The organism is Acidipila sp. EB88, from assembly GCF_003858395.1.
In the GTDB taxonomy this organism is placed as follows: domain Bacteria; phylum Acidobacteriota; class Terriglobia; order Terriglobales; family Acidobacteriaceae; genus EB88.
The window spans coordinates 775,491-789,916 of record NZ_QWEV01000005.1 but is presented as its reverse complement, the minus strand read 5'-3'; the positions used below and the strand labels follow the sequence as shown (position 1 = coordinate 789,916).

The 14,426-nt window shown below is 60.3% G+C and carries 10 protein-coding genes; 3 read left to right on the top strand and 7 right to left on the bottom strand.

Annotated features, from left to right (window positions below; translation table 11 throughout):
- The first annotated feature begins 91 nt into the window (after positions 1–91).
- Positions 92–1,003, top strand: a complete 912-nt coding sequence (locus D1Y84_RS04115) for a LysR family transcriptional regulator (RefSeq protein ID WP_124847394.1) — start codon at positions 92–94, stop codon at positions 1,001–1,003.
- Between the two features lie 305 nt (positions 1,004–1,308).
- On the opposite strand, the gene D1Y84_RS04110 is transcribed toward D1Y84_RS04115, so the two are convergent.
- Both D1Y84_RS04110 and D1Y84_RS04105 read right to left on the bottom strand, forming a co-directional pair.
- Positions 1,309–2,154: a ferritin-like domain-containing protein gene (locus D1Y84_RS04110; protein WP_158615309.1), complete on the bottom strand. Its 846-nt coding sequence runs from the start codon at positions 2,152–2,154 to the stop codon at positions 1,309–1,311.
- 83 nt (positions 2,155–2,237) lie between these two features.
- Entirely contained in the window at positions 2,238–3,173 is a 936-nt protein-coding gene (locus D1Y84_RS04105) for a ferritin-like domain-containing protein (RefSeq protein WP_124847392.1), read from the bottom strand.
- Between the two features lie 466 nt (positions 3,174–3,639).
- Between D1Y84_RS04105 and D1Y84_RS04100 the strand changes: the two genes are divergently transcribed.
- Entirely contained in the window at positions 3,640–4,635 is a 996-nt protein-coding gene (locus D1Y84_RS04100; protein ID WP_124847391.1) for an alpha/beta hydrolase, read from the top strand.
- A 210-nt stretch (positions 4,636–4,845) separates the two neighbouring features.
- Here D1Y84_RS04100 and D1Y84_RS04095 read toward each other — a convergent pair whose 3' ends face one another.
- The 3 genes from D1Y84_RS04095 to D1Y84_RS04085 form a co-directional block, all read right to left on the bottom strand.
- Positions 4,846–5,976 (bottom strand): cellulase family glycosylhydrolase, encoded by a 1,131-nt coding sequence (locus D1Y84_RS04095; protein WP_124847390.1) that lies wholly within the window; start codon positions 5,974–5,976, stop codon positions 4,846–4,848.
- A 273-nt stretch (positions 5,977–6,249) separates the two neighbouring features.
- Positions 6,250–6,438 (bottom strand): hypothetical protein, encoded by a 189-nt coding sequence (locus tag D1Y84_RS04090; RefSeq protein WP_124847389.1) that lies wholly within the window; start codon positions 6,436–6,438, stop codon positions 6,250–6,252.
- A gap of 196 nt (positions 6,439–6,634) precedes the next feature.
- Entirely contained in the window at positions 6,635–7,642 is a 1,008-nt protein-coding gene (locus tag D1Y84_RS04085) for a LysR family transcriptional regulator (protein ID WP_158615308.1), read from the bottom strand.
- Positions 7,643–7,713: 71 nt separating this feature from the next.
- Between D1Y84_RS04085 and D1Y84_RS04080 the strand changes: the two genes are divergently transcribed.
- Positions 7,714–8,799 (top strand): aldo/keto reductase, encoded by a 1,086-nt coding sequence (locus D1Y84_RS04080; RefSeq protein ID WP_124847387.1) that lies wholly within the window; start codon positions 7,714–7,716, stop codon positions 8,797–8,799.
- A gap of 79 nt (positions 8,800–8,878) precedes the next feature.
- On the opposite strand, the gene D1Y84_RS04075 is transcribed toward D1Y84_RS04080, so the two are convergent.
- Both D1Y84_RS04075 and D1Y84_RS04070 read right to left on the bottom strand, forming a co-directional pair.
- Positions 8,879–11,074 (bottom strand): GH92 family glycosyl hydrolase, encoded by a 2,196-nt coding sequence (locus D1Y84_RS04075; RefSeq protein ID WP_124847386.1) that lies wholly within the window; start codon positions 11,072–11,074, stop codon positions 8,879–8,881.
- A 143-nt stretch (positions 11,075–11,217) separates the two neighbouring features.
- Positions 11,218–14,424 carry a TonB-dependent receptor gene (locus D1Y84_RS04070; protein ID WP_158615307.1) on the bottom strand — a complete coding sequence of 1,069 codons (3,207 nt, stop codon included), beginning with the start codon at positions 14,422–14,424 and terminating at the stop codon, positions 11,218–11,220.
- Positions 14,425–14,426: the final 2 nt, after the last annotated feature.

Genomic DNA, 14,426 nt, shown 5'->3' with positions numbered 1-14,426 from the left:
TACCCCCCGAAGGTGAATCTAGCGTTGACCCGTCTGTTGCGGTAGTGGCATAGTGCGGCATTCACCATTCCAGTTTTGGGATAATCCGCGGATGACTGATCTGAACTCTCTGGTGGCTTTCGCTCGTGTTGTCGAAGCCGGCAGCTTCGCTGAGGCTGCGCGTCGAATGAAGATGCCGACTTCAACGCTGAGTCGCCGTATTGCAGAACTGGAGAATCAACTTGGTGTCCGCCTGCTGGATCGCTCGACCCGGCGACTCAGGCTGACCGATGTCGGCGCCGAATTGCTGGAGCATGCCGAGCGAGGGGCACAGGTCAGTGATGCAGTGGCGAGCATTGCTTCGAACTATGGATCAACGGTCTCGGGCACACTCCGGCTTTCTGCTCCTCCGAGCATCTCGGACTCTTTCCTGGCCCCCCTGATCATCGGGTTCCAGGCTCGGTATACAGACGTCCGAGTGCAGGTGCTGATCGCCGAACGAGCCGTCGATCACATCGCCGACGGCGTAGATCTCGTTGTCCGCATCGGACAGTTGAGCGATTCGGCCCTTGTAGGACGCAAGCTCATCAGCTATCGCCATCAATTACTCGCGACGCCGGACTACCTGAAGAGGTTCCCTCCCATTCGGCATCCGGAAGACCTCGCTCAACATCGGCTCCTGTCGTTTGCTCGCTGGAAACCCCGTGACCGCTGGATCTTCGAACACGTTGATGGCAAACAGAAGGAAACACTGTTCTTCGAGCCCTACCTTTCCATGAACGATTATGCGGGGCTTGCTCCTGTGATCCTGCAGGGTGTGGGCATCGGAGAACTTCCCCCGATCGTTCTACCCGGCCTGTCGCGCAAAACATCTTTCATCGAAGTGATGCCGAAATGGCGTTTCCGCACGTTTGATCTCTGGCTCCTTCACCTGAACCATCGGCACCTGTCGCAGGCGGTGCGGGCATTCCGGGACTTCGCGATCGAGAGCTCGCCAGCGCTCTTTCCCAACCTCCCTCGGTGACGATGAGGTCCTCGGAACCGCGCTTCTTGTTCCCTGAACTTGAGGACCCATTGGGCAGCTACGACGCGGAGCAATATGTCGCACTTCCAGGCGGGCGCAATCTCGTTGGCAGCAAGTGCGCGAAAGAAATAGCAGGGACAAGAGAACACATTTCTGCAACTTGCCTGTGTCTCACAAAGCATTCCCTGCGCAGTGAGCGGAAGGATCGTTCCCTGCACAAGAACAAACCACGGTAAGCCGGACAGCAGGCAAAAGAAGAGCCCGTCTATGCAGACGGGCTCTTCGTGGGGCGCGCCTTTTGCGGACTAAGTGCTTTTCACATTGCCGTTCAACCCCTTCGGGAAGAACCCGCCCGAAAGCACGCCGGTCATGCCGGGTGCCGCGTACACGATCTGCAGCACCTCGGAAGCATTGCGTGCCGTGTTCAAACCTGTCACCACGCTGGTGTTGAAGATGGTATTGCTGCCCAGCACCGGGGGCCGGTCGTACTTGTCCACTGCGGGAGAGGTAATGCCCTTGGAAATGCAGAACTGTCGCAGGGCGGCCTCGTGCTGTCCCTCGGCGCTGTGAATGCGCGCCGCATACTCAACCGCGAGTATGTTGGAAGCCAGGTACTGCACGCCGCCCTCATAAGCGCTGGTGCCGACGGTCTCCAACTGTCGCGCCAGTGCCAGGAAGCTTGCGTCGTCGGTAGGTGCGCCCAGCGCCGCAAGGTTGAGAGCCGGGGCATCCACCGGGGTGAGGCCAAAGTACGACATGCCCGCGCGTAGAAACTGCACGTGTGCCAGTTCGTCAGCGGCCAGTTGGGTGGCGAGCGCCGCCACGTTCGGGTCCGTGAACTTGACCTGCGCCCCGCCCGTGATCGTGCCCGGGTTGGCCCCGAGGTTTGCGCTTGGGATGCCAGCGCCCGTTGTGATGTAGGAGTAAAACGACGCTTCAAAATACTCGAGGTTGAGCGCGAAGTTCAGCACATCCTCGATCGAAGGTGCCGGTCCTGCTTCCGGATCCACCCCGATCAGCCCGCCGCAACCGGCCAGCCCGAGTGTGCCCACAGCGCCTGCGGAAACGCCGGCGACCTGCAGAAAACGCCGCCTGTTCAGAGTGCCTGCGATGATTCCATCCTGCTTTACCTGTTCTGCCTGGTTCAACATGTATCTCTCTCCGTTGCCTGGTTCCTGCTGCTTTTTCTGGTGACCGCAGTCGCCTTGGCGCTGCATGCATGGGCGTGGCTGCGCTAGGTCGACTTGACGTTGCCGTTCAGCCCCTTGGGGAAGAAACCGCCGGCGGTAATGCCCGCAGGGGGCGTCGTGGTGGAAGCGGTAGATACCCCGTACACAATGCCCAGCACCTGCGCGGGCGTGCGCACCGGCCCAAGCGCCGGACCGGTTGAGAGCGCGTTGGTTGGCGTCAGGGTGAAGTAGGTGTTCGGCACCACGGGCGGATAATCCAGCGCGTCCACGGGTGGTGAGGTCACGCCGAGCGCGTCGCACAGAAAGTTGACACCACCAAGATGCTGCGATTCAGTACCGAGGATCTGTGCCGCGCCGGTAAGTACAAACGGATTTGAAACCAGGTACTGTGCGCCGCCCGTATAAGCACTGGTCCCCACCGCGGTGAACTGCCGTGTCACCGCAAGCAGCTGCGTCACGTTGGTGATCGACATCTTGCCACCCAGCGTGTAATCGATCTCCGGCTGATTGATCGGCGTGCCGCCCAACTGGAAGATCAACGCACGAAGCAGAGTGATGTGGTGCGTCTCATCAATCGCCAGGTTCTGGAACGTTGCCAGCGTCTGCGGGTTTAGCCCCAGGGTGGAACCGCTGGGGGCGCCCAGCACAGGCGCGCCGCCGCCATCTCCAACGCTGATTGGGTCACTGCCCGAGGCAGCGATGTACAAGTTGGCCTCGAGATACTCGAGGTTGAGCGCGAAATTAAGTACGTCCACAATGGATGGGCCTGTCGCTGCCTGCGCGCGCGCACTGGGCGGCGCACTGAGAAGACCAGCCGTTGCAGCTACTGCCCCCAACGCGGTCAGGGACGAGAAGAACCGGCGACGATCGAGATGCGCAACAGCTTTGTCCATCTCGAGGATGGCGAGGTCCGAGCGATATTCTTCCTCGGTCACTTTTATGGAAGGGCAGAGCGGAGACACAACAAGTTTCTTGGGCACGGGCGGAGCTCCTGAAATGATGGTGCGTTGAACTGCTGGTCTGGTGGTCCCGCACGCGTGAAGCCAGGACTCCAGGGTCGGTACACGGCAAAGATGCTCCCTGCACGTGAACAACCGCTACCTCTGGGCAAGCTTGCTATTGATGTAGTGAAGAAGGAGAACCAGTACAGATCGAATCTGGAAAACTTTGCCACTCGTTTTCTTCGTCGCATCCACACGGCGGGTACAAATGCAGAAGCCACAGTCGGATGACTTAGAGCACCAAGGGTTACACTAGGCTGTCGGGTAACGCGCAAAATGAGCCTTCAGTAACAGTGGCGTAACAGGAAGCTTGAATTTCGCGCGTGCTGGACCGACGGGCTAAGAGCGCGCAACGATCCACACGACGAGACACTCGGCGGACAACATTTCGACAGAACGCGGTTCACAGAACCAAACGCCTGGCTTCGCCATCGAAAGAACGAGAATGATCAACCCCATCAAGTCTGGCTTTGTTTGGACTGCTGCTCTTCTGCTTCTATCTTCCTGCTGTCAACTTTCCGCACAAACACGGCGACACGAACGTGCCGATTCCTCAGCGGCTGCTATCGCGTCTATCAACTGCTATGTCCCGGGAGATCGAATGGAACTCCGGCTATGGGAGGGTCGTGCACCCGGGGCAGCGGGAGAAGACCCATGCAGGGATATCCCGTTTCTGCGCGTATTCCCAGCGTTGGGGGGCTCGTCTGCCGCGCCTGCCGTTCTTCTCATTCCCGGTGGCGGGTACGACCGACTCACCGATGCCAGGGAGCAGGCCCCAGTCGCAGCGTACCTGTCGCAAACCTTGCACATCACGACATTTGTGCTGTACTACCGGCTTGCGCAACCAGATGGAACCTATCGCTACCCTGTGCCCATGTGGGACGGGCAGCGTGCTCTAAAGCTTGTCCGTGCACGCGCAGCCGGTCTCGGCGTCGATCCGCAACGCATCGCGCTGCTCGGCTTCTCTGCGGGCGGACATCTGGCGAGTACGCTTGCCCTGCACTCAGCGACTGACTTTGGCCTGCCTGTCCATGACGCCATAGATGCGGAGGAAGGACGCCCAAATCTTTTGGCGCTGGGCTACCCGGTCATCTCGATGGACCCGGTCAGCGTCCCACCATCCGGTTCTTATCGAAACCTCCTGCGCGACTACGAAGGACCGGAACTGAAGCATCTGCAGACATACCTTTCCGGCGAGGAAAATGTAACTTCGCACACGCCACCAGTCTTTCTCTTCGAAAGCATGGACGACGCAAAAATAAGTCCGCAGAACAGTGTGCTGTTCGTATCAGCGTTGAAGGCGAAGGGCATTCCGGTTGAGGCACATCTGTTCACGCATGGTGAACATGGTGCTGGTCTGGCCATCGGCATACCCGAGGAGAGCGCGTGGCCGGCGATGTTTCAGCAGTGGCTGATCAGCCAACACTTCGTCGCGCGGTGAACGCTGCCTTGAGCTGGTACCACCCGGGCGCGCTGCACTCCGCCGGGCATGAGGATGGGTGGGGCCTCCGACCATCCAAACACCGCGCGGCTAGTCATCATGGACTAATTCAGGGTACGAAGGCCGATCGTACCCGTTCCTTATGCAACCACATAGGGTCACGCACGCACTGCCGTGACGCCGATGCCGCGCCATACTTCCAGCGCGTCCTTACCGCGACCCTCGTTGTGTTAGCTGCCGGATCAGGTCCACCTCATGCTGCCGGTACGGAGTGTCATCCTGCCGAAACACCTCGTGGAACCAGACTGTAGGCTGAACCAGCACATACGGCCTCTGCCATGAGTCCCACGGCAGATAAGTCTGCGTCTTTCCAGCGACCAGGCCCCAGTTGATCGCGGCCACGTGGTACTGCTTTGCGACTGGCAGAGAGCCGTCAAAGGTGCTGCCTGCGCCTCGGGCCATGTATTCGGTGCAAAGCAGGGGTCTGCCGGTCGACTGCAGCTCCTGTATGCGGCTCTCGAAAACCTCGGGCCATCCGTAATCGTGAAAAGAAATCACATCCGATTCCTCTAACTGGATCCTGGTGGTCGCGCTTTCCTTTGCGGGGTCGTGCCAGTCTCCCACCCACAGCGGGCTTGTGAGCGGCTGGCTGGGGTGCACACTCCGCGCCCAGGTAAAGGCCTTCGGCAGGAGCTCATCGACGCGCTTGACCTTGGCGGCAACATCGTCGGCTGTGTCGCCGCCCTGGTTATCCGGCTCGTTCCAGATGTCCCAGGCGAGTACACGTTGATCCTGTGCGAAAGTGCCCACCACGCCCTCCACGTACGCCGCCAGTTTCGGCTCTACGTGTGTGTCGAGCAGGCGCTGCTTACCGGGACTTTGCACCCACCCTGAATTGTGAATACCCGGGATCGGGGGATGTTGTGGCCCGGGCTTCGGATTTGTTTCCCAGCAGGAGTCGAACAACACCAACATGGGTCGAATATGGTGCCGGGCAGCGATGGAAAGGAACTGCGACAAGCGGGCCTTGAATCCCTCCGGGTCGGCTTCCCAAAGCTGATCCTGCAGGAAAACACGAACGGTGTTCATCCCGATCGACTCTGCCATTCCCAGCTCTTTGTCGTTGAGTGCGGGGTTGAACGTCGCTGCCTGGAACATCTCGAACTGATTGATCGCGTCCGATGGAATGTAGTTTGCCCCGACGAGCCAGGGCTGACTGGCATACCACTGGTTTGCACGCTCCGGGCTCCAACGATCCGCGAGCATAGTCGCGGCAGCATGCAGGTGCACGGCGCTCAGCAGGCAAATCAGCAGGCAGCCGGCAACGCGTGAAATAGTCATCCCGATTCCTCTCTTCTGGCCGTGCTTTGGCAATGAGCGGCCAGGTTATCTCCTGGTCGGCAGAGCGGCCGACAAGCATCGATCCGCTACTGTGGTGATGCTCTGGATCCAGGCGTTTGCGTGAGCAAGAGTACGCTATCAGGTGGCCGGCTCCATGAGCACGCTGGGAGCGCAGAGAAGCCTCGAGACAGTGCGGCACCCGGCTGCTGCCAAGGGCAGGGAGGCGGGCTTGGTGTGTGAAGCATTGCAGATACTTCACGCGGTTCCAAGACCCTAGGTATGAAGAAGTTCTGGCTTAAAGATTTCTTCAATCGTGAACAGGCGGTTTGTAATGCCTTGCTCGTGCTGGTAGCGGAGCAAGGCTTCCAGCGCGGTTTGGTTTGCTTTGATGCCGTAAGGCCACCAGTCGCGGCCAAGCAGCGCCTTGTCCTCTTCCAGAAGGTGGCTGAACCATGGAAGCATGGTCCCCATGTTGTTGAAGATGTGGCCGTGTCCATACTCCTAGACGGCCGCCTCTTTCGCGTCGCAAAACCTTTGTAGACAGCCTGCGCGAGTGCCGGATGCTGTGCCAGCACGTCTTTGCGGATCACGACGGTATGCATGATGGTGCGCAGCAGCGCTAGCGTTCGGGATCTTGTGCCGCCCATGGTACATGGCCTCACTCCCTCGTTGCTCGCTTCTGCATGGGGTACTTGCGAGCAACGACACGATCCGCCGAATCGCCAGCGTTGCCCGGGCGGCTACGCTGATCTTTGTGCGCGAGGTGCTGCTTGCAGATTTGCGTCACCAGCAAACGGAACCAGGCCTGCATTGGCTCACGCTGAAGGCGGGGATGCCACACGCTTGCGTACTGAAAAGTGGGGAGTTCCGCAGGGGCTTGCACAATGTGCAGATCGGCCTGTTCGCACGCTAGCCGCGCCAGCCGAAGCGGTGTCGTGAGCAGAAGGTCCGAATGCAGCAGCACCTGGATCGCCGGCAACAAAAAAGGCAGACGGAGCGACACGGTTCGCCTGAGACCTAACTCGGCCAGCGCCCGGTCGATCAGATTCTGCTGATTAGGCTCCGTCTCCACGGAAATGTGCCGGCAATGCATAAAGCGAGCCAGGCTCAGCGACTTCGTGGTGGCAACTAGGCGCTTGCCAGAAAGACAGACAAAACGCTCCTGAAAAAGCGTTTCGATGCAGTAGCCCTGTGGCACGGCGAGTGGACTGAACACGAGATCGACTTTTGCCGCACCCAGGTCCTCGTACGAGCGCTCGTGCCAGGGAACGACTTCAATCGCGAGGCCTGGTGCCTGACGAGCGCATGCAGCGATCAGATGCGGCAGCACCACCGCGGCCGCATAGTCCGTCATGGCGAGCCGCATACGTCCACTCGTGGTCTCGGGAAAAAAAGCGTCTCCTCTCCAGAACTGCTCGAGGCGCGGCACCAGCAGGGCTAACTCCTGCAGCAGGTCTTCTGCTCTCGGCGTCAGTTCGTACTGGCCTCCGGATCTTACAAGAAGGTCATCCCGCAGCGCTTCGCGTAAACGTTCCAAGGCGCGGCTCATTGCAGACTGTGTCAGATGGATGCGCTTTGCCGCGCGTGTCACGTTCCGCTCTTCAAGCAGCGCGTGAAGGGGCACCAGGAGGTTGAGGTCAATTCCACGCAGATGCACCGTGCTCATGGAGGCCATTCTAACAATGCATGGTGTGGATGGGCTGCAGGCGACATCTACTGAGACTGAGAGGAATCAACATGCCTTTGAACGAGTACATCACCCTGGGCCGTTCCGGGTTGCGCGTGAGTCCCTTCTGCCTCGGTGGAATGACCTTTGGCAATGATCTGGGTTGGGGTGCAGACGTAGACGAGTCCAACGCCGTGCTGTCTCACTATTTTGAGGCGGGCGGCAACTTCATCGACACAGCCAACAGCTACACGCGGGGCCATTCCGAAGCGATCATTGGCGACTACTTCGCACAGAAGCGCGCACAGCGTGATCGCGTGGTGCTTGCAACCAAGTTCTTCTTCAACTTATTCGCCGGCGATCCGAATGGCGGAGGCGCCGGACGCAAGGCGATCGTGGCTCAGTGCGAAGAGTCGCTGCGCCGCCTCAAGACTGATTACATCGACCTGTACTACCTGCATAACTGGGACAGGTTTACTCCGGTGGACGAGACCATGCGTGCACTCGACGATCTGGTCACCGCAGGCAAGGTGCGCTACCTCGGCTTCTCGGACGCACCCGCATGGAAGGTGGCGCAGGCGCAAATGCTCGCGCACTTTCGCGGCTGGGCGCCGCTGATCGCGCTGCAGGTCGAGTACTCCCTGATGGAGCGCACGGTCGAGGGCGAATTAGTACCTATGGCAGACGAGCTTGGCCTGGGCGTTCTGCCGTGGAGTCCGCTCAAGATGGGTGCTTTGTCCGGCAGGTACACGCGCACAAACGGCCAGAAGATGCAGGGCTATCGCGGGACCTTTGTCGGGGAGCTGACTGAAAGGCAGCTGGACATCATCGATGCGGCCGAAGAGATTGCCAACGAAGTCAGCAGCGATGTGCCCACCGTCGCTTTGGCCTGGGTACAGCGGCGACCGGGCGTAGCCAGCACCGTGCTGGGCGCTCGCACAGTGGAGCATCTCCAGGCAAACTTGCGAGCACTCGACTTGGTACTGACGCCAGACCAGGTGCGCAGGCTGGATGCTGTGTCCAGGCCTGCACTTAACTTTCCGGCGGAGTTCAACGCTAACCTGTCCCCCAACTTTGCGCATGCAGGCACGACCGTGAACGGCATCCGCAGCAAACTGGTGGGCAACGTTCCGAAGGACGATTCAGAGCGCTGGTAGCAGCAGCCGAGGAGGTCCGGGCAAAGCATGCGAAACTGCCCAACGTGCATGCGATCCAGACGAAGAAGGCTGCTGCTGCTTAAAACGTCCAAGGTCGAACGCTGAGTGCATCGGGTGGGAAGGACGAGGGCGCTGCGCCAAGCTCGCGATTCGGCGTGTCCGACATGGTCAGCTCCAGCGTGCCGCCCTGCGCGATGTCGGCATGACGAAACCACACGGCGTTCAACGGCCTTCCATTAAGAAGGATGCCCTGCACATACTTGTTTGCCCGGGATGCGTTGTGCGCAACGATCACAAACTCCTTGCCGTTTTCGAGGTGGAGTGTGACCTTCCGGAAGACAGGGCTTGCGATGTCATAGGTTGGAATGCCCGGGGTCACGGGATAAAAACCCATCATTGAGAACACCACAAAGGCGCTCATGCCGCCACCGTCCTCATCGCCTGGAATGCCCTGCAAAGTGTCGGTAAAGAACGCGTCCAGGAGCATGCGGATGCGCTCCTGTGTTTTCCACGGCGCGCCCAGCCGATCGTAGATGTACGGGATGGCAAAGCTTGGCTCGTTGCCCATCGAAAACTGACCCACCATCGATGTGGAATCGGGGAACTTCGACTGGAATTCGTAGCGCGAATGATCAAGGGGCTCGCGAAAGAGTTGATCAAGGTTTGCCTCGGCCTTACCGGTGCCCCCCATCATCTCGATCAACCCGGCGTAGTCATGGCCAACATCCCAAGTGTAGGTGTACGCGTTGTTTTCGTCGTAGTAATCCCGTCCGCCCATGCCCCCACCGAACTTGGGATCGAGCGGTTCAATCCAGCGGCCGGCATCATCCTTCGGCCACATCAAACCCTTCTCTGGCCGAAAAAGATTCTTGTAGTTTGCGGCGCGGGTCAGGAAGGTCCGCTCGTCGTCGGGCTTGTTGAGCACGCCTGCAAGGTGCGCGATCGACCAGTCGTCGAAGCTGTTGCCGAGCGTTACCGGCACCGGCTGGCGCTTCTCAAACGGGTGCACCTGCGGATAGGTTTCTTGCTCGCCGGGACGTAATGCCGGCATGTAGCCGTGCGCCGCATAGAAATCATCGAGCGGAGTCTTCGGCCCGAGTCGCCAGGGCAGCAGCGTGCTGTCCAGTGATCGCTTGCGCACGCCCTCATACGCCGTCGGCAGGTCGAAGTTGTGGATGCCTTTGAACCACGCATCTGCGAACCAGGGCGCGGCATGGTTGCCGTTCATGCAGGCCACCGGCCCAGAGACGTTCGCAAACGTGGGCATGATGCCACCCTGCTGATACATGCGCACGTAGGACTGCAGCTTGTCCGCTTCCATGGACGGATGAAGCAGCGTCTGCAGCGGCTCCAGCGCGCGGAACGTGTCCCATAACCAGTTGTCTACGTAGAAGGGGCGTGCGTCGGTGTGGACGCGGTGGTCGAAGCCGCTGTAGTACCTGCCGTCCTCGGTGATGTTGATCATGCGCTCGGAACTGCGGTACAGCGCGGTGTAAAAGACGCGGCGTTGCGCTTCTGTTCCGCCTTCCACGGTGATGCGGCCGAGCGTGTCATTCCAGCGAGACTTCGCCGCGGCCTTGATCGCCGCAAAGTCATTGGACGGCATTTCATGCTGAAGGTTCTGCTTTGCCTGGTCGGTGCTGATGAATGAGATCGCGTAGCGGAACTCCAGGGCGCCGGCCTTGGCCGAGAGCTTCAGACTCGTGTTCGCTCCATTCTGCTCGTGCGCAGCCGAGACCGGTTCGCTCCACACGCCGTACACGTACGCCTTCATCCCGTTGAACTGTTCTTCGCCGCGGATGATATTGCCGTCGGCGAGAGACAGGTCGCCGGCGATGTGAGTGGCAAGCACCAGCGAGGCCTCGCCCGTCGGAAAGGTGAACCGGAAATAGCCACATCGCTCGGTCGCGGTGAACTCCGTGGTGACGCCGGACGTGCGAAACCGGGTCGAGTAGAAGTAAGGAGTTGTGACCTCCTGGTCGTACGCAGCCGGGGCGCCGTTCCCAGGCATGATGCTGAAAAGCGCGTCGCCGCGATGAGCGTTGATGGTCAGAGGGAATGCCTGGATGCGGCCGTCGAGCGCGTCCTCACGCAGCGGGTACATTCTCACCATGCTGTTGGGCAGGTACACCGCCGGCCGGGTAGGCGCGAGCAGGATGGCCACGTTGCCGATGGTTGGATCAACATACTCGACCTGGGCGAGCGCGCATGGTGTGGACAGTGCAAAGAGCAGCAGCAGGCTTTGTGCAATCGATCGGGGCAGGACGATCCTCATTCCTTTGTGACATCACAGGCGCAGTGTTACGGCTAAGTCCAATCTGTCACACCTGCTCCCCGGCGAACAAGACCGGCGCATGCGCCTGACGAAGATTACTCGCGGTGACGCCTGGCGGTGTCACCGAAAAGGAAAGCGCGAAGCTAGAAGGAGAGCTTGAGCGCTCCCTGCATCACGCGCGGAGCGATGGGCCCGATCGAGGTGATCTGTCCGAAGTTCGGGTCGGTCACTGTGTTGTCCGGCAGCCCGAAGTTCGGATGGTTGAAGGCGTTGAACATCTCCCAGCGAAATTGCAGGTCATACCGTTCGCCGACCGGCTTGAAGTTCTTCATCATCGCCATGTCCCACGAGTTCTGGCCGGGTCCGTTGAGCAGGTTCTTGCCGCTGTTGCCAAAGGTGCCCACAGCATTCGACGCGAACGCCGAGGGATTGACGTAGTGCGCGATCCACTGAGCCTTCGTTCCCTGATGGGCATTGACGCCTTGCCCGCTCACGACATCGGCGCGATCGCCGTACTGCAGCGACCCGGAGCTGTCTCCGCCATTGCCGCCGCTGATCGAGAACGGGTAACCGGACTGCGCGGTCCAGATGCCGCTGATCTCCCATGCCCCGGCGACGGTCTTGAGCAGGGCACTGCGTCCTGTAAGCGAAGGCGAGGTGTAGATAAAGTCCGACACGGACACGAGCGGAATGCTGAGCGACGAGATGCCGTAGTTGAAGCGCTTGTCGGCCGGGTCCTGGTACGGATCGGCGATTCCGCCGTGGTATGCCGTGTTTCCTGAGTCGCTCAAAGCAAGCGTCTTCGACCACGTGAAGTGGGTGTCCGCTTTCAAGCCGTGGAACACCTGGGTTGTCAGGCCGGCCTGCAGGGAGTGGTACGACGCTGTGCCTTCGTCGTTCATCTGCGAGATCGACTGGAAGTTCGCATTGGAGCGGTTGCCAAGTATGCCGGGATTCAGATCGAGCACCGTGGACTGGTGATAGGTCTGGCTACCGACATAGGCGAGATGCAGCGCGACCACGCGGCTTAACTGCTGCTCCACAGACGCGTTCCAGGTCTGCGTCACACCCAGCCGGAAGTTGGGCGCGAAGACTGCTCCGACCGCCGTGGGGTTGAGAAAGATCGCCTGGCTTGCGGGAACGTTGGGATTGGTTTCGAAGGAAGGGAAGGGGCTCTTGCCGCCAGTAGGCGCGAAGTTTGCCCAGGGGTTCTCAAACGAGATGGGGTTGGTCGCGGAGGCCGAGAAGTTGTAAAGAGGCGCGATCGGCGCCACGCCAATCACATGGTTGTAAAAGGACCAGGACAGCGGGGCGACAAAGATCCCGAAGCCTGCACGGACCACGGTGTTTGGATTCGCCTGGTAGGCAGCAGCCAGGCGGGGCTCGAAGTACGTGTTGCTGGATGGGCGAAGCGTGGAGCTGAGTCCCTTGTCCCCCGGAAAGATCAGGCCGGTGGGAGCATTGGGGTAGCGGACACTCTGCTGCCCAGGGACGAAGCCGGCGCCGCCATTGATCGAGGTCGCTGCCCAATCGGGCTCCCAGCGGAGCCCCGCCGTCAGCGTCAGGTTCTTGCTGGCGTGGTACTGGTCCTGCCCGTAGAGCGCGAACTGCACGCCACGTGTGGGCGAGTTCTGAAACGCACCCTGGGTAAAGCTGCCCACATCTCCCAGGAGGAAGTCAGCGTTGGCATATCCGGTGGCATAGCCGTTGAAGTCGACGATGGGCTGACCGGGATAATCGGTCATATTGTTTTCGTACTGGTGCGCAAACGTGCCGCCAAACTGGAGCGTGTGATTGCCAAGCGTCTTGATCACATCGTCCGAGAGCCACCACGTGGTTCTCGCTGTGGCGTTGGGCTGGGCGTTGGGTCCGCTGAAGTTTGCGTCCAGGTTCATCGTGAAGCAGCCAGCCGGGTCGGCCACGTTGATGTACTCCGAGAGGCAGAACGGGGTGCCCGCCTTGGTGAACACCTGGCTGCCGTCTGTCACGTTGAGGCTGATCCATGCTGCCGATACGGTGTTGACCAGGCTTGGCGTCGGGAGCCAGGTGTTGCTGATCTCTTCGTTGTAGAAGCGGCCGCCATTTGCCACGGCTGTCGCAAGAATGTTGCCGTTCACATTTACTGACGGGTCGTCGAAGTTGGTGATGAAGCTGCGAATGAAGAAGCGCATCTTGTCGGACATTGTGTAGTCGAGGCGTGCGGTGCCCTCGTTCAGTGAGCTGTCTACCGTGGGCCCGGAGAACGTCACCAGGCCAGATGCCGGATCCTGCCCGAGCGGGAGTGCCTGCTGGGCAATCTGGACCGCTGCGGGGCTGAACAACGCCGGGTTGACCTGGTTCTTCAAGCCGCCGACCGTGGTGAACGGTCCGTGAAGAGTGAGGGGCAGGGCGCTGAAGTCGCCTCGCAACATGGCGGCTGTCGGCGTGTAGGAGGTCTGCGTGGCTGAGGCCAGGCTCTTGCGGGTGCCCTGGTAGTTGGCGAAGATGAAGAGCTTGTCTTTCAGGATCGGTGCGCCGATGTAGCCGCCGAATTGGTTCTGCTTGAGACCATCGACGGCGCCGCTGAACCAGTTGGAGGCGTTGAGGTCGCCATTACGAATGAACTCGAAGATGCCGCCGTGGATGCTGTTGGTTCCGTAGTTGCTCTCGATGCTGATCACAGCCGACGGGGAGAAGCCGTACTGCACGCTGTAGTTGTTGGTGACGGCGCGAAAGGCGTGCGTGGCATCCGGGTTGGGGAATGGCGCCATCAGCAGGTCGTAGAAGTCCATGTTTGGCACGCCGTCGAGGAGCGCGTACGTGCTGCCTTGCTGTCCGCCATTGCTGGAGCCGCCTACCTCAGTGGGGAAGGCAGCACTGGTTGGCAGGGTGCCGGCAGGGGTATTCAGCACGTTGGTGACGCCTGGCGACAGGAAGATCAGCCCGGCCGGGTCACGCCCGTTGAGCGGCAGCTCCGTGATCGTGGTCTGGTCAATCACATTGCTGATCTCGGCGTTGACCGAGTTGAGCAGGATCTGCCCCGTGTTGACCGTGACGTTCTGTGAGGCGTGGCCGACCTGCAGCGTGAAGTCGAGGGAGGCTGCCTGCCCGACCGTCAGCGTGGTCACCTTGGTCAGCGTCTCGAAATCTTTGAAGGTGGCGGTGATGCGGTAGTTCCCGGGCGGCAGGGGTGCGAGCGAGTAAAGGCCCGAGGCCGATGTCACAACGGTCTGCTTGAGCGTCGTATCCGTGTTGAGCGCGGTCACAGTCACGCCGGGCACCACTGCGCCGCCCGGGTCGGCGATCACACCTTTTACACTTGCGCTGGTGCCCTGTGCGAACAAGGGCGTCGAAACGAGGCAAAGGCTCAAGG

What these genes read in the sequence shown, in the direction of transcription:
- D1Y84_RS04115 (WP_124847394.1), top strand. Translation starts at nt 92, where the DNA reads ATGACTGATCTGAACTCTCTGGTGGCTTTCGCTCGTGTTGTCGAAGCC.
- D1Y84_RS04110 (WP_158615309.1), bottom strand. Translation starts at nt 2,154, where the DNA reads ATGTTGAACCAGGCAGAACAGGTAAAGCAGGATGGAATCATCGCAGGC.
- D1Y84_RS04100 (WP_124847391.1), top strand. Translation starts at nt 3,640, where the DNA reads ATGATCAACCCCATCAAGTCTGGCTTTGTTTGGACTGCTGCTCTTCTG.
- D1Y84_RS04095 (WP_124847390.1), bottom strand. Translation starts at nt 5,976, where the DNA reads ATGACTATTTCACGCGTTGCCGGCTGCCTGCTGATTTGCCTGCTGAGC.
- D1Y84_RS04090 (WP_124847389.1), bottom strand. Translation starts at nt 6,438, where the DNA reads ATGCTTCCATGGTTCAGCCACCTTCTGGAAGAGGACAAGGCGCTGCTT.
- D1Y84_RS04085 (WP_158615308.1), bottom strand. Translation starts at nt 7,642, where the DNA reads ATGAGCACGGTGCATCTGCGTGGAATTGACCTCAACCTCCTGGTGCCC.
- D1Y84_RS04080 (WP_124847387.1), top strand. Translation starts at nt 7,714, where the DNA reads ATGCCTTTGAACGAGTACATCACCCTGGGCCGTTCCGGGTTGCGCGTG.
- D1Y84_RS04075 (WP_124847386.1), bottom strand. Translation starts at nt 11,074, where the DNA reads ATGAGGATCGTCCTGCCCCGATCGATTGCACAAAGCCTGCTGCTGCTC.